The following is a 22,351-nucleotide window of genomic DNA, read 5'->3' on the forward strand; positions in this document are numbered from 1 at the left end:
TCAGAACGTTGCCGACGCGCCGCCATCCACGAGCAGCACCTGGCCCGTGACGTAGCTTGCGTCGTCGGAGCACAGGAAATAGGCCGCATTCGCGATCTCGGTTGCGGTTCCCGCGCGCCGCATGGGAATGCGGCCGTGCCTGATGTAGACATCCCTGAACCAGTCGGTCTCATGCTCATGGCCCGAACCATCCGGAAGCAGGGCCATTCTCGTATCGACGAAGCCGGGCGCAATGGCGTTGACCAGGATTCCATGGTCGGCAAGATCGCAGGCGAGGCATCGTGTGAGGTTTATCAACCCCCCTTTGGCGGTCGAATAGGCGACGGAATCCCGGCTGCCGCGCACCCCCATGATCGAGGCAACGTTGAGCACGCGGGCACAGGACGACTGCTTCAGCAGTGGCAGAAGTTTCAGCGTCAGATCGAGCGCGCCGTCCAGATTGACGCGCATCACGTCGCGGTAGCGCTCGATGGTCAGTTCGTCGGTCCTGGTTGCATCGAGGACAGCCGCATTGTTGACGAGGATGTCGCAGGATCCGACTTCGTCCACAATGGCGCGGGCGAACTCTTCCATTGCGGATGTCTGCCCGATATCCACCCTGCATGCTCTCGCGCCAAAGCCCGATGCACGCAGGGATGCGGCGACGTTCTCCGCCTCGTCCATGTCTATGTCGGCAATGACAACGTTCGCCCCCTCCATGGCCAGACGGCGGGCGATGGCTTCACCGATCCCCCGGGCAGCGCCCGTTACGATGGCGCTGCGTGCAACAAGACGTTGTGCTTCCATTGACGGGCTGCTCCCCTGATCGGGACTGTCTGTACGAGCTGTATCTCGCGCCACCATGCGGTGCTCAGCAAATGCGAAACAGTGGTTCCGGGTCTGGCGTGTAGCGTGCGATCTTTTCGCGGCTCAATGTGATGCCCAGTCCGGGTCTGTCGGAAATGGTCACATAGCCGTCAGCATCCACCGAAAACGGTTCTTCGAGAAGCCCGTCGACATACGCGCTGCCGCCGATGAATTCGACCAGATCGCACAGCGGCAGGGCCGACGCCAGCTGCAGGTCGGCTGCAAGTCCGAGCGCCGTGTTCCAGCCGTGTCCCACATACCTGACCCCGAAATCATCTGCCATCCAGGCGATCCGGCGCTGTTCACTCAAGCCGCCGACCTTGGTGACGTCCGGCTGGACAATGTCCAGCGCACCGCCAGCCAGCCAGGGCAGGAATGTCTGCCGGCGCGTGAGCACCTCGCCACCGGCAACCGGAACGGGGCTCGTCTTGCGCAGCGCGATATAGTCCTCGATTGCATCCGGCCTGAGTGGCTCCTCAAACCAGCCGACGTTGTAGGCGGCCAGCATCTGCGCCGTCCGCATTGCCCATTTCAGGCCATGGGGCCAGTGGGCGTCACTCGCCCCGGCGTCGACGAACAGTTTCGACCCTGGACCGATCGCGTCGCGGGCGGCAGCCACGATTGTCTCGTCGAGATGGTGATCGAGTGCCCTGCCGAATGGACCCCAGCCGATCTTGAACGCGCGGAATCCCCGCTCCTTGTGCCGAGCAATTGCGTCGCGCATGCGGGAAGGCTCTTCCATGAGCAGCGAGCAATAGGGCTGGACCCTGTTCCGGTAAGTGCCGCCCAGCAGGCGGCCTACTGGCTGCCCCAATGCCTTGCCCAGAATGTCCCACAGCGCGATGTCCACGCCGCCGGCCACATGGGTCAGCGTTCCGCCCCGTCCCATCCAGAAGGTGTTCTGATGCAGCCTCTCGCAGATGCGCTCGGGCTCCAGCGCATTTTCGCCGATGAGCAGAGGTCTGAGCACCTCCAGTCCTGCCTTCGCCAGACGGCCGTCGGTGAAGACACTGCCGTATCCGGTAATGCCAGCGTCTGTATGGACCGCGATCAGCGCATGGATTGAGTCCTCAGGCCGAATTTCAACCGACCAGCCTCCCTTTGGACTTTCTCCGAACAGGGGGACGGCAGCGATCTCGACAATCCTGAGGCAAAGCGAAGGCTTTGAAACGGGTGCGGTCCTGTCGTTCATCTTCCATCCTCGGATTGTGGCCTGCGGGCATTCGATGTCGCCAAGAATGCAGCATCGATGGAATGCCTTCAAGGGAGAATGTCGACATTATGAAAAAAATCTTGTAGACATAAGCGTACTCCTGTTTGTATATCGTCTTGCCGATGTGTGGCCTCCCTCATGCTCGGCACGCGGCTGGCTGGCCGACGACTGGCCGGCCAGCCGCATTTCATTGATCAAAATATCCGGCCGATGACGTCGAACGGCGCGTTGTCTGATGGGATGGTCGACGCGGCAAACGCGTCAAATCTGCACCAGGGCACATGCAGGCGTTTTTGACCAGGCCAAAGCCTGACAGGAGGACACATGTCGAAGGGCACCGAACTGGATTTCGACAGGCAGAACAGTTTAGAGCGGCATTGGTGGAAAGAAGCCGTAGTCTACCAGATCTACCCGCTTTCTTTCGCTGACTCGGACGCCGACGGCATCGGTGATCTTCCAGGTATCATCGGAAAACTCGACTACATCGCCGGCCTGGGTGTTGACGCTATCTGGCTTTGCCCTCATTTCGATTCGCCCAATGTCGACAACGGCTACGACATTCGCGACTATCGCAAGGTTCTTCGAGAGTTCGGCACGATGGACGACTTTGATCGCCTGCTCGAGGCAGCCCGATCAAGAAACATTCGCCTGATAATCGATCTTGTTCTCAACCACACGAGTGACCAGCACGAGTGGTTCGTAGAAAGCAGGAGCGGGCGAGACAGTCCGAAACGAAATTACTACGTCTGGCGGGACGGAAGCGGGGGTGTGCCCAACAATTTTCCTTCATTCTTCGGCGGTTCCGCATGGCAGAAGGACGATGCCTCGGGAGACTACTACCTCCACTATTTTGCCAAGGAACAGCCGGATCTCAACTGGGACAACCCGCACGTACGCGCTGACGTTTTCGACATAATGCGCTTTTGGCTCGACAAGGGTGTCGCCGGCTTTCGGCTGGACGTCATTCCGTTCATATCAAAGGATCAGACGTTCCCCGATCTGACTCCGGAACAGCTGGAAGCTCCACAGTTCGCCTACAGCGACGGCCCGCTTGTGCACGACTATCTGCAGGAAATGAACCGCGAGGTACTGGCGCACTATGATGCCATGACCGTAGGCGAGGCATATGGCGTGACGGACGTTAAGGCGCCGCTGTTTGTTGATGAGGACCGACATGAACTTGACATGCTGATAAGTTTCGACGTCGTTCGCCTCGACCGGAATGGCTGGCGAAAAACTGACTGGAGCTTACCAGCCTTCAAGGCTGTTTACTCCAGGCTCGACAGAACAATCGGCGCGTCCGGCTGGAACGCAATATTCCTGAGCAATCACGACAATCCACGGGCAGTAAGCCATTTCGGCGACGACACACCGGAGTTCCGCGTAGCGTCAGCCAAAGCTCTTGCAACATTGGTCCTCACCCTGCGCGGTACTCCTTTCATCTATCAGGGCGAAGAGCTCGGTATGACCAACTTTCCTTTCCAGCATGTCGAGGAGTTCGATGACATCGAGGTCAAAGGGCAGTGGGCGGAGCATGTCCTCGGCGGCAAAGTTTCCCCCGAGTGCTTCATAGCGCATCTCAGACAAACGAGCCGCGATCATGCGCGTACTCCAATGCAGTGGAATGGCAACACCAACGCAGGCTTCACCGCGGCTGAGAAACCGTGGTTCGCCGTCAATCCGAATTATACCGAAATCAATGCCGAGGCTGATCTTGCCAATGAGAATTCGATCTATCGCTATTTCCAGAGACTGATTGCGCTCCGTCGATCGAAGCTCGCCTTGACCTATGGCGACTACGTTGATCTGGATCCTGCGCATAAAAAGCTGTTTGTCTATATGCGTACGCTCGGAGCCGACCGGTTGCTTGTAGCCATTAATTTCAGCCGGGAACCACAATTGCTTGAACTTCCTGCCATGGGTGCCTCATGGGATCTCCTCCTCACCAACCTGTCGGGACGTCAAGGCAAGGTCTTGTCTTCGGAAGTTCAGCTTGCCCCATGGGAATCAGCGATCCTGGGGATCTTGGGGACTGACTAGCTGGGCCCTAGTGAACGTCGGCAACAACACACAGACCAATGGTTTGTCCGTTCGGAGGGTCATCGTGGGAGGTTCGTCGCAGCAGAAGTAGAGGACCGCGCTCGCCACATTTCCTCGTTGCGGCAAGCGGATGATGCATCAAGAACAGGCCGACACGAGGTGGGTCAATGCGCAGGCCAAGGATCGGTGCGTCAGGACCATGTATGGTCGGCAAGATCGGACAGGCGAGCGACGATCACGTCGGGCTTGTAAGGAAAACGAGCCACGTCTGCCGGTGCCGTCGCACCGGTAAGGACAAGTGCGGATCGCATCCCGGATTCGAGGCCGGCCAGGACATCGGTGTCCATTCTGTCACCTACCAGCACTGTCTGCTCTGCCTTGACGCCCAGTTTTTCAAGGGCGCATCTGGTCATGAAGGAATTCGGCTTGCCGATGAAGTAGGGTTTCATGCCGGTTGCTTCAGCGATCAGGGCAGCAACCGCTCCGCAGGCTGGAAGCAGTCCCTTTTCGGCTGGCACGGCGGGGTCCGGACTGGTCGCGAGGAACCGCGATCCTGCAGAAACGAGCTGCGCGCCTGTCACGATCTCCTCATAGTGATACGAGTCAGCGTCACCGAGCACGACAAAGTCGGGGGAAAATACCGTAAAGCGGCAGCCCGCTGCCTGCAGGGCCGAAAGCAGCCCCTGGTCGCCGATGGCATAGGCTGAGGCCCCGGGAAGCTGCTTGCTGACGAACCGCCCGGTTGCCTGGGCGGAGGTGTATATGTGGTGAGGCTCAACAGGAAATCCCATCCGGCGGAGACGGTGCGCATGATCCTCCGGGGTGTACCTGGAATTGTTTGTAAAGATCTGAAAGGCTCGCATATCCTCAACCAGGATCCTGACAAAGTCGACGGAACCTTCGATAGGCTCTCCACCGCGCACGAGAACACCATCCATATCCAGTAAGTGGGCGATATTCATCGCGGTCTCCGATGTTGCTTCAGGGGAAAATTGTGATCCGGGCGTGGGAAGCATGAATGCAAAGGAAGCATGCCTTGAAAAGCCATCCAGGTTTGCCATCGTAAAAATGGGATGATGCGGCGTATAAAAAGGCGGGAATGCCGGAGCAGGCTTTCCCGGCGTGCGGGCACGAACAACAGAGCTGGCCCAATAGTGGGGCTATGTCCGATACCTTTGTCCGAGGGTGCTGAGGTCGAAACGGTCGAACCAATTCTGTTGGACCAGCACAGCTCTTGGCAGATATCCATGCGAATGAGCGTGTAGTAGAGTCCGTCCCGCGCTGGGAACGTCCGGCGGAAATCTGGTGAAGCCAACAAAGCGAGCGAAGGCCGAGAGGGGAGGGGGACATGGGAGCGATAAGCGTTTGGCACTGGGTGATTGTCCTTGCCATTGTGGTGATACTGTTTGGCAAGGGGCGCATTTCAGGCCTCATGGGCGATTTAGGAAAAGGCTTGGGTGCATTCAAGCGTGAGTTGAAACAGACTGCGACAAAATCTCCTGATGATACAAATTCGGATTCGCCATAGCGCAAATTGTTCGGATGCGGGTCATGCTCGCGATGCGTTTGTTCTCGTGAATTAATAACTTGCGACGATCAGTATCTAAATTGCCTAACTACTTGGCTTTGAGGTCATTTTGATCCAGCCTGGCGCCTTAGGCGCTGCCTCAGCGCTTCGATAATAGTATCGATTCTCCATTGTTTCTTCTGGTTTGGCAGGCGGTGAGGGCATCCGAGGGAATTAGGTCGGTTCATCACCCGCCATAGGTATGCATTTCTCGCCGCGGGGGGTGGTAGACGAGTGCATCCTGCCGAGGAGGCGCGTTTTGCGAGAGAGGCACCCGCCTGCCGCAATTTTTGGTTGCTTTTGACGCTCTGCAGTCATTCGCAACGGGCATAAGTGGAGCCGAGGCGACTTGCATTTTTTGCGCCAATAGTGTCCTTTAAAGTTCAAGCTGAAGACAAGACACGGCTAGTTGCAGGGGGGATCTGGATGGCGACTCTTGTTCTCGTTGACTTCGGGTTTTCTGCACCTGGGACAGTCGTGCCTCCCGTCTTCACCATACAGGGGCTGCAGGTGGTCTTGCCCGCACCTTCCGTGCTGGTGCTTGCCCAATCGGGTCTCGGCGTAAGGATCGAGACAAAGGTGTGGCTCGTGCCCAAGGTCCCGCTGGAAAGCGTCGAACTGCGTGGCGGAGCGGGCGCAAACGCTCCCACGGTCCGTTTCATCGATCCCAAGGGCGGCCTTCTTCAGGCGGTCATCCCGGTGATTAATCCGGACCAGTCTTTCAACGCGGGTTGGTATTCCGGCCCGATTGGCATGATTGAGCTGGATTTCCCCAATTCCGAAGGGGTCATTCACTCTCTCGCCGGATTGCAGAGGGTAGCAGACCGGCGGCTCCTGGACAAACAGACCAGCATCGAGCGGATCGACCAGTCGAAGTGCCAGGCCATAGTCTTCGCCGAGACTGCAACCATCGAACTTATTGATCAAGGCGATCTCGAGAGCCTCACCCAGGCGCGGCGTTTCATCGCCGGGGTCGCTTACAAGCGTGACGGAGAGGGGGTCGCCAAGCCCAGATATCCGACTCCGGAGGAACTCAAACAGCCATTTATCAAGAGAGCATGGGATCGCTGCGAGCAGGCCGCGAAGGATGCCCTCGACGACGACGTGGGAAACTGCAGGCACTTCGTCATCTGGTATTCGGACGACAAAGGCAAAACACCCTCGAAATCGCCGAAGGAGATCGAGGGCAAATGGCCCTACGAGCAGGCCGACAAGATCAAGGGCAGCTGGGGTCCCTATAGGGTCCCAGAGCTGAAACGAGAGAATATCTACGTCATCAAGTATTGCGGCGTTCGATGAATATTGACTGACAGGGTGTCGAGGAGGAGCTCGCCCGCATCTCTCAAGGAGATACGTTCCATTGAATCCTGTCTGCCGAGGCTGCCAACTGCATCGGCGATGCGAAGCTTTGCCGGCGGCCTTGGCGTGGCGCGGCCCCAGAAACCCGGAGGCGAGCGCGCAAGGTCTCTGCGACCGTTCGTGAAATGCCGACGCGTAGCATCATCGTGCTGTAGCGAACCGTCCGGCTGCAAATCTGATCGCAGAACCGGACGTGTGAGGGCGACTGGTGGTTACCGAGACGACAGGCGCCGCGGCAATGACCGACCTCCTATCCCTTGACGACCTCCAGGCTCTCGAGCGGCAGCCGGGCCGTAAAGCGCGGTCCAGTCTCGGCAAACGCGTCGTCCAGACGCGTCTGGTAGCGAGGCTCGTCGCCGTAGCGTGCCGGACGCAGGCGATCGACCTCCTCGGCATAGACCGTCCAGGCCTCTCCCTTCTGACCGTAGTCCGCAAGCGGAACGACAAATGGAGCAGTCCATGACATACACGCGCCTGAGCAGGTCGGGGTGGGGGTTTGCTCCTCTCCAAACCTGACCTCCGACCCAAGCAATTCGCCTGACAGGGGGGCTTGCCGCCGCAGGAGTGCCAGGCGCATCAGCGGCGCACGCTCCGTCGACTTGTCGGTATTCTGGCCTTTCGGATCCGGTTGTGAAAAAGCGCCCTCGACAGTGGCCGTGATGAATACCTTGTCCACGCCGTGGATTCTCTTGCGTATTGCCCTGGCGCTGACCTTGCGATCCGGCATGAGCTGAATCCACTCGACCACCGGTTCGGAAACCTGCAGCGGGCGGGGCGCGTTAGGCTGATAGCGCACCAGTCCAAGCCGCACGAATGGAAAGATTGCGTCGCATGGATCGATTTCGACATCGACGTACCACTCTTCCTGCTCGGGATCGAAGCGCGGCGCGAAGGTGATAAGTGACACTGCCATGAAGCCGCCAGCGGGGGTTGCATCGGCGGTATTGCGGGCATCGTCATCGAGGGGAACCGGCATCAGGACGTTGGTTACCAGCACCGCATCAGGGGAAATCTTGTCCGGAGCCTGGGCAAAGTAGTCTTGCGTGCCGTCGACCTTTTCGACTGGAAAATTGTCCTTCGACAGAAACCAGCCGTCGACCTGGCTGAGACTGCGGATGGGATCGGCGCCCCAGCGCGTCACCCATTGCCCGCCTGGCCCCAGATCGGCGTCCTGGAGATAGCGCAGTCCTGAACCATCGTCAGGCAGTTTGCGTAGATCGATCTCCTCGCGATCCTGTGGGGGTGGCTTGATGAGATCATTCCGGACCCTGGCGCTGTCCAGGTCAAACAGGTTCGGCGGCCAGATTACGATACCGAGACGCTCGCCTTGGCCAGTCACGAACCAGGGCCGCTTCAATCGTATCCGGACACGGGTCGATCGCGTTGCGTAGACCAGAGGCACTTTCGCTGCCGGTGCGGCTTCGCCGGTGGCAATGAGAGTGTGGTCCTGCCATACGAATGAGGGAATTGCGCTCCTTGGCACGATGCGCGGCGGACCAATCGTCGCCGGCAGCCAGAATTCCTTCAGAGCAATGGGTTTGCCCGACGGCTTGTTGTCCTCCGTAGCGATGCGATCCAACTTTTCCGGCACCTCGTCATAGCGGGTACGCAGCGATCCCGCATGACGCGAAACGGCGACTGCAAACAGCCTGATGTAGCGTGACCTGGCATCGGGAAACGCAGCTGGTCTCTGGGCTCGTAGCGGAAGCGCGGCCGGTGTCGCGGCTTCGCGCTGAGTTTTCAGTAGGTCTATCTGCCGGGTCAGTGGTGAGAAGCCTTCGATCCTCAGCAGCGTGACCGATTCCTGGTCAAACGCTACCGAACCATCAGCCTGGACGTCAAAGCCGAACAACCGCTTCGGGTTCATGTAGTTGACATCATCAGGCCTTGGCCAGAGGCCGCGCGCCTGCTCGTCGCGTGTGCGGCCGCGATCGGGATCATCGAAACTGCCACGGGCGGCGGCGGCACCGTAGGCACGGATCTCGACTGCTCCTGTGCTAGGTCCGTGGATTGTGATCGAGCCATCGATCAGCACGTCGACGGCGCCGGCCATCTGGTCCTGAAGGGGCCAGTTGACAGGTTCGTCCGGCGGACGCTTGAGGACTTCATCGATCCGATCAGCGCTCGCACGCAGAAGCGCCCATGGCTTGCCAGACTGTGCACCCTTCGCGTCCTCTTGCGGACGGTCGACAGCGTGTACAGCTTCGATTTCGGTGACAGCGGCAATCTCGGGAAGCGGCCATTTCAACAGCACCGCCCGAATGAGCGTGGCGAGCCAGACATTGGTCGCGTCGCCCGGAGCCGGGAGACCACCAAGCCCGACAACCGGCGGCCTTGCGTCGTCACTCCTGCTTGACGCGACGCCTCGCTGGAGCTCTTGCGCGAAGGCCGGCACCAATTCTGCAGCGCCCGCCATGAAGGCATCGGTCAATGCCAAACCCTTCTCCTTGTCGCGCGCCTTGGCGATCGCCGCGATACCGAATGTCTCGATCAGGGCCGACATGAACGCCAGGTGAGCGACGCTGGGCACACACCAGCATCGGATGTCGGCTTCCTCGCCCGGCAACAGCGTGATGGTCACGTGCGCGACCTTTATCTGCTGCGATCCCTTGTATTCAGCTGGCGTGTACGGCAGCTGGGCATACGTCTTGTAGACAATCTGCACAGGGTTTTTCTTGCGATCGCCGCGAACGATATCAATTACCACCGGCTTGACATTGGGGTACCCGGCCGCTGCGGGTATCCATTCTGTCGTCCCCTCGTAGAGCTTGACCTCTTTCAGCTGGGCCGCTTCCGGATCGCCGCGGACCTCTACCGACACCATCATCGATATGGCTGCCGGATCCGGATAGTACGGGATGCGTTCGGGATCATTCGCCCGGTCCGGGGGCAACGGCCGAAAAACCGCTGTCCCGCTGCGTTCCGGCAGTTCCTTTTCGTTGGCCAGGACGCCAACCGCGCCGAACAGGATTTCCCGGCGCATATTCGCGTTGTCCCTGAAAATGAACAGGCCGGAGCTCTTGGTACGGTGTAGAATCTGGCCGGCATCGTCGACCGGCGCGGGGGTGGCCTGCACGTCTGTGTCTACCCTGGGTTCGGCAGCGCCCGCCGACGAGGCAGGCCGATAGATGGGGAACCCACCCCAACTGGCTCGGTAATCGATATTCCGAAGACCTCCCTTCGGCCGCGACCGTATCTTGAATGATCGCCAGAAGACCTTGATCGATTTCCAGACCTGTCTACCCTCGCCACCCTGCGATGTCGGCACCAGTTCCGACAAGGCTGCTTCGTCGTCGCCTTGGGCTGACCCTTCGTCCGGAACGCGCGGCTCGCACATCTTGACGTTCAGATCAAAATCCGAGTCGCCCTTCTTGGTCCGGAATGCGTCGTGCATGGTGGCGAATTCAAGCGAGACCGCCGGCGCGACCAGGATACGCCGGTCAAAGCCGACGCCGGGCATCACAACCTGTTTGCCAGACTCCTTCGGCAGTTTCACAAGCTCGAGGTTTTCAAGGTAGTCGTAGCTGCGGACCATCATCCGCCCCGATTGAGGTACAGCAAACCGGCCCTGCAGTTGCACCCTGGTGTAGAACGTGTCCTTGATGGACTTGCCGAACAGCCAGTCGGGCACGGTGATCGCGGGGGCGTCGATGCGCTCATGCCGTCGGAAGGCGTGTCCCGCCAGCGGGGCGGCGGGCAGGATCAGGTCGCCTCCGTAGCGCTTTTCATAGTGACCGAAGGCGCGGTTCAGTGGCATCGACACGCCGCCGCTGTAGACCGACCGCGCTCCAAAATGATAGCGCCATCCGAAGCGGAGGGATGGGGGCGTCAGAGCGCCCGGGTCCTTCCCGGGATCGTTGAGCGACGGCAGACGGTAGCTCATGTTGATCTGCAGGGCCGCTTTAGGATCCAGGGTCTGCTTCTCGATACCCGCAGACAGCCCGATAGGATCCCCTTGCCATGCGCCGACGATTTCCTCCGCGAAGCCGCTGGTCAGGTCGTAGGGCAGTTCGGCAAAATGAATCTTCCGCGACTGCTCTTCCCAGTTGCGCATTGCCGTTGGCAACTGCACCTGGCCATCGTCAGCCTCGCGGCGAGCCGAGGCGTCGGGATAGAGACCGTCCAGATATCGATCGAGGCCAGAAGGTGCGAACGACAGCGTCCCGCCGACGGGCGAATAGGCGACATAGCGATGCATCAGGGTGTGCCAGCGGTTCCGGTTGGCACTGTCGCCCTGCAGGCGCACACCAACATCCAGCTTGTATCCCGTCGTCAGGTCGGACGCGTCGAGGATAGTTTCGCCGGATGTTTTGTACGTATCGCGCTGGTCGGCTGAATCGATGTGGCGCAGGACATTATACCATTGGCGCCACCGGTCACCAACCGCAAGCCCGCCGCCACGCTGCGTTGCATTGGCGGGGGCGCTGAGGCTCTCGAGGTTTGCCATAGACCCTGGCGGCAACTGGCCGGTGTATTCATCGACGGATTTATGAATCTCCTTCAACGAATATTGCCGACTGTATTCAGCGCCGGTCGCGGTGACCGGGTCGAGCGTCATGACATCGTAACGGCGCTCGACGATGCCTTCGCTTTCGATCTTCTGGCCGAGATCAACAATGGTGTCGATCTGCTCGGCAAGTGCAACGTCGCGGAAGTATTCCGAGCATGCAGCCGGTTCGGTTTGTTCTTCCGGGCACTTTGTGGCATATGCGTCGATTTCCTCGCGCGTGCATGGATAAAAGTGTCCCTTCCGGTCCTCCGAATCTCCAGGCAGGCGGCACTTGGCCGTGGTCAGGATGCGCCGCCCATCGAAGGTGTCGGCGAGCGACAGGAGCAGGAAATACGAAGTAAGCTGAGCACCGTCGACAAGAGCCTTCGCGTGTCCGTCTATCAGGACATCCTCGCTTTCGTCCCGGTCGAGGACCTTGCTCTCCTCCATGTAGGCGTTCCCGCCTTTGACCACGTCACTGAGGCCGGGAACCTCCGTGCCGTTCACGGTCTTGCCATTCAACTCGCACGTGAAGTCTACGACGAAGCGAAAAAGGCGTGCGAGTGAGGGGTTGCTCTGGATCGTGAACAGGCGCCGGCGCGTATATTCGACCCCAGGATCTTCATCCGCCAGGCGCAATGGAGCAGCATCTGCGTGGGGAGGTGTTCTCGATGCCAGCCGATAAGCCGCGGAAGCTTCTGCGAATTCGATCCCAAGCGCTTTTTCCTGCACATTGCCCTTTTCGTCGGTAACGCGTTCCAGGGCGCCGGCACGCATTGCCGCTTCCAAGGGAGGTCGCCATACGTTGTGCATTGCCCCAGCCTTCAACGCCTTGAGAGCGTCCTCAGGCGTGGTATTCACATCTGCGAAGACCCGGCGCGCTTCGGCGAAGTAATCGGCACGCTGGCGACTGCCCTTCAAGGCATCCCAGGCCTTCAGATCCTCCAGCATGTCGGCGCCGTCTTTGATCCCCCCGCTGTCGCCAGTCTTCAACTCGGGATATTGGGACAGAAGTGCCGCCACCTTGACCGACAGAGATTCACCGGCGTCCGTCGGCTCGCGAGTCTTCTCAACCTTGTTGTTGAGACGCCCGATAAGGGAGCGGATGCGCTCAAAAGAATGCTCGATGGCGGTTTTGCTGCGCGCGGTCCCGTGAATGTCTGGGGTTTTCGTGCTGATTTCTTTGGTCTCCGACGGGCGCATCATCTGGTCCAGCGGATCGTCCTCGGGATCGAGAGCTTCTTTCAGTTTGGCTGTGCCGTCAGAGATACCCATGATCTTGCGCCAATAATCAGCGATGGCGGCGGTGTTGCCGGAATTGCCGACCCTTGTCAGCTTCAGAAATTTTGGGTTGGCGGCATACTTGCGCCAGCTTTCCCCGTCCTGAAGTGGCTGGATAAGCAGTCGCGGTGCGCTGTCGGAGCTCAGCAGACCATCAATCACCTCTGGCCAGTTCTCCAGATATTTCGGGTTTTGGTCCGGAGCTACTTCGGGTATGACGGGCGTGAAGACAACCGTGAGGCGGACCTTGTCGTCGAAGATGCCCGCAGCCACCACGTGAGCGGCCACTTCGATGTAAGTCAATGAGGCCATTGCGGAAACCCGTTGATGTCGGAGAAATATGTCTGGTAGGCGCGCCAATCCTGCTCGAGGCCGTAGGCAAGTGTTTCGATCGTCGCCGAACTGACCGTTTTGCTTGCAGCAACAAGGTCTGCCGCGATCATCGCGCTGCCCGAGAAGCCTTTGCCGATCGTGCGGTGCACGCCGACCGAATAACGCAGCTTCGCAAACCCGATCTTGAAGGAATAGGTGAAGACTGCGGACCCCTGCATCTTGCCGCCGGACTGGTGCGAGACCCGGACGACCAGCGACGCTGCGATTGCGAAGCAGGCGATGCGCGCTTCGCCGCCGACATAAAAGAAGCCTTCGATAAGGACGTCCCTGTCCAGCTTGCGCAGGTAAATGCCGGTGCTGATCCGCCCCTGTCCGGACAGCGGCCCGAAAGCGAAAGCGCCGCCTCCGCCGAATTCGAACGACGCGGCGAACCCGATCATCTTTTCGGCGGTGGCGTAGAGTGTCAGGAAGCCGCCGCCCACATAAGGCAGGCACGACAGCAGCACGGGACGGTCTTCCCGGCCGATGGAGGCGGTGAACACGGCCTGCTTGTTGTCGAACGGCAGCAGGCATGATGCGGTGATCGAGACGTTGATGAACGCCATTACACCTATCGAGATGATGCCGAGATCGAGGACATAGCCGACTTCTATGCCGGGCGAGCCGCTGGCCGGACGGACGAATGGACCGCCGACCCCCGGATTCATCAGGCTTTCGAGCGGCTTCAGAAATTCGGCGCTGGGGCCGAGCGTGAAATCCCGGTAGGCGACGTGGAAGTCGGAGCCCTTGGCACTGTCATTGACGAAAGAGGCTCCGTCGAAGGCCAGGTTTACGACGTTGAACAGATTGATGCTGAACGCATCGACCTTGCAGGTTGCCGAGAATTGCGGCGCCTCGTTTTTCAGCAGATCGTATGTGGCACGAGCGGCGAGCGTGATCTGACTGCCCGGGTCAGGCTGGAAAAAGTCGGATACCTTCGTCAGGTCGCAATGCATGTCGTAGTTGAGAGCAATACGCGAGGGTACGAGTTCCCGCAGCTTCTCTTCTATCCGGCGGCGTATCCCTTCGAGGTCGACGATCCGCTTGAGGTCGCCAGCGAGCACGGCCGTGGCGGCGGCGATAAGCCGGTCGGCAAGCTCCCTGACAGAAGATTTCCCTTCGCCCCACTCCTTGAACAGATCTGGCAACTGGGCCAGGACTTCAGTCGGCTTTGTGCCGAATGCGTCCCTGATGTTTTGCAGTTGGTTGCGTTCCGCAGCGAGATAATCGTTTTCAGGCTCGTCATCGGCTGGCTTTACGAGGCCATACCTTAGGTCATCTGGCATCGGAACCAGAAGCAGATCGCACACCTTCTTCAGTGTGATGTTGCTCAGGTCGTCGCCGAAAGAGCTATCGGTTTTCGTGCCAAGCGCAACATTCGCGCTGATCGGCTGACATCCGAGATCGCCCCAGACCTTATTTCGGGTTACGACCAGGCCGCCCTGAACCTTTGCCAGTACTTCGAACACCGGCTTAAGGGAGGCGATACCCGCCGAGATAAGTGCGTCCAGATATGGGCCACCCCCGAGCAGAAATTCGGCAATCTTGCCGATCAGCTTCTGCTCAATAGCCTCAACCAGGTCGTTTACGATTTTATCGACCTTGTCCGACATCAGTTGGGCGAGATCGCGAACACTCTGGAAATATTGCAATTCGGCCAAATCAGCCACGGTCTCCATGGCCTTCTTATCCAGGGCCTGCTCAACCGTATGGATCTCTTGATAGAGAGTGGCTGCAGTGCCAGTCGCACCCACAATCATGGCGATCAACTGATCGATCCGCGCCTGGGTTTTTGGCGGCAGATTGGTCCTGAGCGAAAAAAGCGCTGAGAGGGTTAGATTGAGTGCCTTCTGCCCGCCTGCCACGCCGTGCAATGACGTGGCGTCAACTGTCAGTTCGCAGAAGGCCGCCTCTGCCGCGACCATCGTCTTCACGGCGTCCACGAGCGTCGCACGCGCGGTCGCGCCGCCGCTGCCGGTTGCGACGAGCTGTTCCATCAACATGACAAGCTTGCCGCCGATATCGGCCGAGCCGGTATCTTTGATCGATTTCTGGAACCTGTTGACAGCATCGATGAAAGCCCTGCGCGTCCGCTTCACCATCGACAGGGCGTCGAGCTGCAGGCGCGTCGGGCTGGCGGTACAGATATCGGCTGTCAGGGTTGCCAGATTGCCGGCGCCATCCTTCAGTACCTGGCGAAGGCCCTCCAGCGTGGTGAAAAGTGTGTCGATATCATCCCTGATGGACTCCGCGATGCCTTCCAGCCCGAGGCCGAGATTCCTGATTTCCCCGATTGCCACGTCCATAGCGGGAAGGATCGTGTCTCTGGCCCTCTTCAGCTGCGGGAAGTCGGCAGGGGGATACAGGGTTTCATTGAAAATCGTTACGAATGGCTGCACCGCACCGTCGCACAGCTTGGTGGCGTCCTGGCCGAGTTCGATGACCGGCAGGACCATCGCCGCGACCGCATCGACCATTGCCTTAAGCGCGCCGGAGAAGCCGGCAATGTCGGCGGCTTTGCTCAGATCGGTAGCGGAAACAAGCAACGCACGGACCTTGCCGAGCGTGACATCACTGTCGAACTGGAGGCCCCGGATGGCCGCTCCAGCTATCCCTCCGGTGCCCACTCTCCAAGCCGCCTCGGCGGCCATGAGGGCATTTTTTTCTGCAACCCCGGGTGCGGCGCCGATCTGGTTCGTGAACTCCTTGTAAAAAGCGGTTTCCAGGTCTGTTGCCAGCACGTCCAGCTCGTCGTTTTCGAGCCAGAGGACAAATTTGTCCTTCGGAACCGCTGCCAGCGCCGCGTCCACGGCGTCTTCAACGAACTTTGCATATTGAACCAGTCCGGTTGGGAGCGAATGCGCACCGGGCAATGCCAGCACCAGGTGCTTCCAGGCTCGCAAGGCCGCACTGGTGAGCGCCTCGGTAAACAGCTTGCGGATATCCGCCACGATCGCTGTCACGCCGGCCTTGATATCATTGTCCAGAGTGGGCAGGCCGATCAGCTTCTCGGCCGCGCTGATGAGATCGGCGATCTGGGTATTGAATGCCTCCCGCAAGGCTTCGCGCACCGGCGCCAGCGGATCGTTGGCAACCCGATCGATGGCCGCGATGAAGCGGCGACCGGCCGCGTAGATAGCGGCAAAGTACTCGATCAGCGCATCGACTTCCTTCACTGTCGCGGTGAGCTGGATCGCCTCGTCGAGAGCGTCGCGCATCTCGCGATAGGCGCTCGCCACATCCGGATAGAGACGTGCCAGCCGGTTCAGGGCTTCGTCTTCGCTGAATTCGGTGTTCGCGACCTTCGCAAAAAATTGCCTGGCGAGATCCGACAATGCGCTGCGTAGCGGCACCAGCAGCTGATCACGGACCTTGGCGACCGTCTCGGCGGTGTCCTGCCCGGGCTCCGCCAGCAGTGCCGAAGTATACTGTGTAACCTCGCGAAACTGCGGCGTTCTGGAAATCCCGTCGCCGACAAACACCAACACATCCTTGAAATCGACGATACCAAGGAGCTTTGCGCCGTCGAAAAAATCCCCGGGCTTCAGTTTGTCGAGGCCCGTCGAATGCGGAACGCCTCCAGCAAGGGACAAGACCTTGCCATCAGCACTCTTTGGAACATTGTTGTTTCCCACAGGGCCGCGCGAGCGCGACATGGCGACGAGCTGGGTGTTCGGTCGGGCAGGGCCGCCTGTCCTGTCGCCATCGCTGCCGGGGTCCAGCACTAGAGGCTTGAAATCGAGATAGACGTCCGTCTTGGCCCGCCGGGCGGCATTGCCGTCGTTCTTGTAGGTGACCAGGCTGTCGTCAACCGGGAAGCCGAAGGCCTGATATTCGTCATCGAAATGGACGTCGATATCGTCCGATCGCTTTCCGACCAGCCGGTCGACCTGCGCTATCCGCACCTTGGCCTGCGCCATCACCGGGAAGAAAGGCGGCTGATCCACGCCTTGCAGCAGCGAACCGAACTCGAATTTTGTGTTGTCGAACGTGAAGCTCCGGTCGTCGTTGACCTTTGCAATGCCTTTTTCCTGCCCCTCGGCCTCGACCGTCCAGTATCGCGTCTCGAAACTCGTGCCGTCCGGCTCCGTTTCCTGGGCGTAGCGGCGCTTGTCGCCGCCGAGTTGCAGAACGCGCCGCACGTCGGGCGTTCCATCGGAGGTTTCGAAGAGCGCGTTATAGTAGTTGTTCAGCGCCTTCATCGTGTTCTCGTCGTTGGCGGCGGTGTTGTCGACAAAGACAAGGGGCATGCGGGTGCGTGCGCCGCGCCCGTCGATCTGCATCTCGAACTTGATCTCGCCGCCTTTACGTGGCCGGACGCGCGGCCAGAAAACCAGGCCCGGTCGCAGCGCACCCGTTTCCGTTCTCAGCAGCAGGCGCCCGGTCGGAGCCTCCGTCTCGCTGCCGGAACTGTCAATGTCCGCGGGATCGAGAATGTCCGGTGTGACGCGGGTGAGGATCTCCAGTTGTTGCGTCGGCCAACGGCGGCCCCCATTGGGCTGGCCGACCGCCGGGTATTTTTTGACGGGGATGCCGATCCGCAGGAACATCCTCTGGATCAAAAACGCCACCGGGGGACCTACGAGGCCATCGGAGGTCGGTGCGGAAACGAAAAGCCGCTCTGTCAGCTTGACCAGGGAACAGCGATGCCCGAGCGGAAACAGAAAACCCTTGTAGACCACCTCGCTGCGGATATCGCGGCCGAGCCGTGTGGACTGGCGCCAGCGCTCGATAGAGAAGGCGTCGAACAATGGCTGGCCAGGCTCGGTATCGTTGTAGTCGCGTTTCCACAGTCTGGTGGGAACGATTCTCGCGGACGCCGGCGGTACAAAATTCGTGTCGGCATCGAAGGAACCGCCGAGCGCCGTCAGTGTCAACTCGCTGACGCCGAGCGCCTGCGGCCGGTAGATCGCCGAGTAGTCTTTCGCGGTGTCCTTGCCTTCCTGATCGAGATGTTCGTTCTCCGCATGCCGCAACCGGAAACCGGGAGGTGGGTCAATCTGGCTTCCGTCGGCGAGCGTGCCGTCTGTCTTGCGGCGACCGCGTGCGGGAAGACCGTGCAGGGAGGTCAGCGCCACCAGTTCATGCCGGTCCGCCGCATCGAGCCCGGTGCGGAACCTTTCAGGCTGTGTCTCCTTTTCCTTGCCGAAAATGTCCTTGTCGTACTCGTCATAGGGAAAGCGCGAAGTGACGTCGCGCGAGAGCGCCCATGGCGCCCAGGGGCCGTGCGGAGGCCCGCCCACGTCAGGATCAAGGAGCGCCTCGGGCCGGAAATCCGGAGACCAGACTGCGCGGACGCTCGACGTGCCCGGTGTCTCGTCAAGCTGCGCAAACCACAAGGGCGCGATGCGCCGGACAGGAGGAAGCAGGTTCAGTTCCGGCGGGAGCACCAGCTGCGTCCGCCAGTTCGCGTCCTGGGCGGGTGATAGCATCAACCGGAACGGAATCTCGATCGAGGTCTCGAACGAGGTGGGCTCGTGAACACCCGCGACAACTTCGCTCATGCGCTGCACCGCCGTGATGCCGCCTTCGCGCAACGGCGGAGGAACCGGGCAGCCGCTCATGCCGCCGAGATTGCGCTGCTCGTCGTGCCGTACCGTCCAGGCATCACCGCGCGTGATGCCCTGATGCAGAAGCTTTGCTGCTTCGTCGCGCGTCTCGTCTCGGGCCCAGCGCGGTCGCTGGCCTCCGAGTGGCCGAGCTGACCAGTCCTTGGCCACGTCGGGATCTGTCGATTCCCATCCAGCCAGCGGTTCGAAAACCTTCTCGGCGCGGCGTACCACGGCAAGGTCGAACGCGCCCCAGTTGGTCAGTGCCTCGATTGTGAGCGGAAACGCCCCTGCCGGGGCCCCGTCCAGATTGTCGGGACGACCGCCTTCGAAGTCGTCGGCCGGAATGCGAAACACCAGGCGGGAACCGCCGGAGACGCGTGCCTCCGCGGGAATCTGCAGCGGCTCCTGGTTTTGCTCGAGATCGAAAGCCGCGAATGTCGCGGCAATCTTCTTGGCCTCGTCCAGCGCCTGCCCGCCGAGCCTTAACACCTGAGCGAGGACAGTACGGCGACCATAGAATGGGCCGACTTTTTTCTTGTCAGGCTTGTAGTATTCCGCAAATGCCGCGTATGTAAAATCGCGACTGGCCTTGATCTCGTTGCGGGCATCCAGCCAGGCGATAATCTCGGCAGGTGACGTGGCAAGCGCCGGGTAGTCCTCGTTGACACTGTCCGCTATCCCGAATTTCTTGCGGAGGTCCATGACAACGCTCGGCTGCAATTCGACCTCGGGCACATCTTCCAGCAGGCGCGCGATTTCGTCCTCGACGCTCGCGACCGAAACTCCGGCGTCAATGTCGCGCTGGAACTTCCGCGCCCACCTGGCTGTCTCGAGGTCGAGGAAGGCCGGCCCGATATAGATCTTCTGGTCGTCCGGACCGGGGATGTCCTTCATCTTAAGCCGTAGTTGGACGAACCGCGTCCAGTCCTTGAATTCTTGTGTTTCACGTTCTCCCATGTTCGGTGCTTTTGGTGCAACCTTGTCCTGCTCGGAGCTGACTGTAACCCGCACCGCGCTACGCTCCTTAACGGTGCTGCCGGTTCGCAGTATTTCCACCTGTTCGGGGCTGGGCTCAAAACCGGCTGGCGGAACGGCAAGCTTCGGTTCAGGCTTCAGGCGCCGGAAGAACGCCTGTTCGGCGACATGCTGAGCCGGAAAATCCACCGCCAGAAGCGGGCGCGGGTCGGTACGTTCCTGGTAACGTTGCGGTTCATCGGCCTCGGGCGATTTGTCGCCGCAGATCAACGGAGCGCTGGGCGGCGGCGTCGGTTCGCCGGCCGGCAGGAAAGCGGCAAGCCTTCGGTCGGGCTTGACGAACCAGCCGGTTGCTTCGCGCTCGAGCACGAGATCCTGGAACCGGTAAGTCAGCGCCAGCAAGTCGACCGGGCGCCGCACCATCAGTGTCGCCCGGTTCAGCGAGATCCGCACCGGATAGGGCACGCCCCCGATTTCGCCCAGATGGATCACGGCTTCTGCCTGTGGCGGTTCGGTGACCGGCGGCGGCAGTCCGTGCCAGGCGTGGACGCGCGGCACATCCTTGATGACGAACAGGCATTCGGCCTCGTTGAACAGCATCTGGCTGAACAGGTATGACGCGTTTCTCAGCGCCGTCTGCTGTGGATCGAGCTTCGTTTTATCCAGCAGCATACGGTCAAGGCTCTGGCTGCCGACATTGACCGGCGCAGATTCGAGCGCCACCGACGCCGCGAAATGGCTCAGCTTGCGCTTGGCCTTCGCACCGACGCCGCCGACGCGAACCGTCGCACCATGCGCCTTCACGCCGGGACGCGGCGGCAGGCTCGGCAATGGCGCGGTGGAGAACTCCCCCCAGCGCGTCCTTATCCGCATCGGTGCCCTCTGCGGCGTCAGCGACGCGACGATTTTTGGCGCCTTCTTGCTATCCAGCAGACGCCAGAGGCGTGCCCGTGTATCCGAAAATTCGCTGCGTGGAGCGCCGCCTCCGCGCTGGATGACAAGTGTCGCCGGAATGTCGAGAGCGAGGATCGGATTGGCGTCGCCTTCGTTCCGCCAGGCAAGGTAGGCAGATTGATCTTTGCCAGCCTGCCGGGGGTCGATGAGATCCAGCGCGGCGGTCTCGCCGGCTGGTGCCGTTCCCAGCGCGACTGACCCGGACCAGAGATCGTCGGTCGGCTCGGGTGCAGCCTTGCCATGAATGGCCAGGCCGTAGAGGACGCGTATGGTCTCCACGTTCGCATCGGACTGGCCGACCGGCGCACCGTCACCTGAAAACAGCGATCTGACATCGTCCTTGTCGAGGTCCGTCCTGAGCGTGAAAGCAGTGCCGCCACCGGCGATGCCGGAGAAAATATTGAAGGCCATCAGCCTGAAAGGCAGATTTACTCCCTCGGAAGAGAGCGCCGAGAAACCACTGGTGCTGGCCACCATCGGGGTCTTCGGAATGGGCCGGGGGCCTGCCCGCAGGATCCAGTAGCCGCCGTGGTGGAAGACGAGTGCTACATCCTTCGCCTTGCTAACATCGAAGCTGGCGCCGAAGAGGCGGTCGGCCAGTCTGGCGAGCTGGTCCTTGTCGAGCCGGCCGGCGATCTCGTCGACTTGAGCCACTTCTTTGGGCGTGCCGGTCTTGAGGAAGGTGGCCAGCTCGTCCTGCCTGAGCACGATGCTCTTGCCGCTGACAGTCAGCGTGAGGATGAGCTTGGGTTGTTGGTTGTTGCCCGGCTGCCAAAGCGCATTGATGCCGAGATCGAAGGCGTAACCTCCGGGAAACGAGCATCCTGGCAGATCGGCACGCCAGCCGTCGGACAGGCGCCGTAGCGTGAACCGACCGCCGCTACCCCCCGTCTCTTCCGTGAAGGTCGAGGCCTGCAGTCGCCACTCGTAGGACTGCTTCTGCCCGTCGACCCAGACGATCACCAGGCTTTTTCGCTTGGCGTCCCCGTAATAGACGTCCAGGTGCCCGTTTTCTGCTGCGGTGACCTGGCTGACGGCCAGTGTTGATGCAGCGCCAATCAGTACAGCCCGGCGCGTAAACTTTATGGAACCTGAATGGTGAGAATCGACTTCGGGTTTGTCGACCGGATGCTCTTCCCCCGGAATCCTATCTTCGTCCATGCGTCCCGCTCCCCCAGGTCGGCAGGCATCATGCGGCGTTCAAAATTCGAACGCAAGTCGTATTAGCTGTCACTTAAACAATTTTCCCTGAGATACTTGCGCGCCGTAGTAATATATGCAAATTTGCATCTCCGGTGGGACTAGGTGGGGATCAGTATTCATGACGATAGACCATGCGTGCTACGCATGGGGTCAGGCATTGCCTGACGGGATGCGGCTTACATCGCGAATCTTCGAAGTGCGCAGGTCCTCGAAGTGCGCAGGTAATGTGCCCGCGATATGAATACTGGGCACTATTTTGTGCCGCTCAGTAAACCTGAAATTTTGCGTCGGCGGCGGATTGGTCTGCGGCTTTCGATAAGACTTGGCTACGATCGAGGCGTATGAGCCTGTGTGCGGACGATAGCTGTCCGCCGGACAAGGGCTATCGGCCGGACTCCGTCGAGGCATTGCGTCGACATGCGGGGGTGAAGTGAAGAACCGCGGATCTCTCCGAACGGCAAGGGACAAGTGATACCGGTAACGTGTTAGGGCCGCCGGCT

The 22,351-nt window shown here is 60.3% G+C and carries 8 protein-coding genes; 3 read left to right on the forward strand and 5 right to left on the reverse strand.

The features are described 5' to 3' along the window. Positions 1-786 carry an SDR family NAD(P)-dependent oxidoreductase gene (locus A9K65_RS13750; protein WP_245322050.1) on the reverse strand — a complete coding sequence of 262 codons (786 nt, stop codon included), beginning with the start codon at positions 784-786 and terminating at the stop codon, positions 1-3. 64 nt (positions 787-850) lie between these two features. Further along, entirely contained in the window at positions 851-2,038 is a 1,188-nt protein-coding gene (locus tag A9K65_RS13755) for a mandelate racemase/muconate lactonizing enzyme family protein (RefSeq protein ID WP_064994742.1), read from the reverse strand. A 345-nt stretch (positions 2,039-2,383) separates the two neighbouring features. Here A9K65_RS13755 and A9K65_RS13760 point away from each other — a divergent pair, with 345 nt between their 5' ends. Continuing rightward, entirely contained in the window at positions 2,384-4,099 is a 1,716-nt protein-coding gene (locus A9K65_RS13760; RefSeq protein WP_064994743.1) for an alpha-glucosidase, read from the forward strand. A 191-nt stretch (positions 4,100-4,290) separates the two neighbouring features. On the opposite strand, the gene A9K65_RS13765 is transcribed toward A9K65_RS13760, so the two are convergent. Beyond that, positions 4,291-5,061, reverse strand: a complete 771-nt coding sequence (locus tag A9K65_RS13765) for an HAD-IIA family hydrolase (RefSeq protein ID WP_064994744.1) — start codon at positions 5,059-5,061, stop codon at positions 4,291-4,293. Between the two features lie 386 nt (positions 5,062-5,447). Here A9K65_RS13765 and tatA point away from each other — a divergent pair, with 386 nt between their 5' ends. Both tatA and A9K65_RS13775 read left to right on the forward strand, forming a co-directional pair. Then, a complete protein-coding gene (gene tatA / locus A9K65_RS13770; RefSeq protein ID WP_084016046.1) occupies positions 5,448-5,627 on the forward strand; it encodes a twin-arginine translocase TatA/TatE family subunit in 180 nt (59 codons plus the stop codon). Between the two features lie 465 nt (positions 5,628-6,092). Further along, positions 6,093-6,965: a hypothetical protein gene (locus tag A9K65_RS13775; protein WP_064994745.1), complete on the forward strand. Its 873-nt coding sequence runs from the start codon at positions 6,093-6,095 to the stop codon at positions 6,963-6,965. A gap of 310 nt (positions 6,966-7,275) precedes the next feature. Here A9K65_RS13775 and A9K65_RS13780 read toward each other — a convergent pair whose 3' ends face one another. Continuing rightward, the gene (locus A9K65_RS13780) at positions 7,276-13,107 is read right to left on the reverse strand and encodes a hypothetical protein (protein WP_064994746.1); all 5,832 of its coding nucleotides are present in this window, start codon (positions 13,105-13,107) and stop codon (positions 7,276-7,278) included. Beyond that, the gene (locus A9K65_RS13785; protein WP_064994747.1) at positions 13,095-21,809 is read right to left on the reverse strand and encodes a hypothetical protein; all 8,715 of its coding nucleotides are present in this window, start codon (positions 21,807-21,809) and stop codon (positions 13,095-13,097) included. The genes A9K65_RS13780 and A9K65_RS13785 overlap by 13 nt, the downstream gene beginning before the upstream one ends. Positions 21,810-22,351: the final 542 nt, after the last annotated feature.

The organism is Mesorhizobium sp. WSM1497 (assembly GCF_001672455.2).
Lineage (GTDB): Bacteria > Pseudomonadota > Alphaproteobacteria > Rhizobiales > Rhizobiaceae > Mesorhizobium > Mesorhizobium ciceri.

What these genes read in the sequence shown, in the direction of transcription:
- A9K65_RS13785 (WP_064994747.1), bottom strand. Translation starts at nt 21,809, where the DNA reads ATGGACGAAGATAGGATTCCGGGGGAAGAGCATCCGGTCGACAAACCC.
- A9K65_RS13780 (WP_064994746.1), bottom strand. Translation starts at nt 13,107, where the DNA reads ATGGCCTCATTGACTTACATCGAAGTGGCCGCTCACGTGGTGGCTGCG.
- A9K65_RS13775 (WP_064994745.1), top strand. Translation starts at nt 6,093, where the DNA reads ATGGCGACTCTTGTTCTCGTTGACTTCGGGTTTTCTGCACCTGGGACA.
- A9K65_RS13755 (WP_064994742.1), bottom strand. Translation starts at nt 2,038, where the DNA reads ATGAACGACAGGACCGCACCCGTTTCAAAGCCTTCGCTTTGCCTCAGG.
- A9K65_RS13765 (WP_064994744.1), bottom strand. Translation starts at nt 5,061, where the DNA reads ATGAATATCGCCCACTTACTGGATATGGATGGTGTTCTCGTGCGCGGT.
- A9K65_RS13760 (WP_064994743.1), top strand. Translation starts at nt 2,384, where the DNA reads ATGTCGAAGGGCACCGAACTGGATTTCGACAGGCAGAACAGTTTAGAG.
- A9K65_RS13750 (WP_245322050.1), bottom strand. Translation starts at nt 786, where the DNA reads ATGGAAGCACAACGTCTTGTTGCACGCAGCGCCATCGTAACGGGCGCT.
- tatA (WP_084016046.1), top strand. Translation starts at nt 5,448, where the DNA reads ATGGGAGCGATAAGCGTTTGGCACTGGGTGATTGTCCTTGCCATTGTG.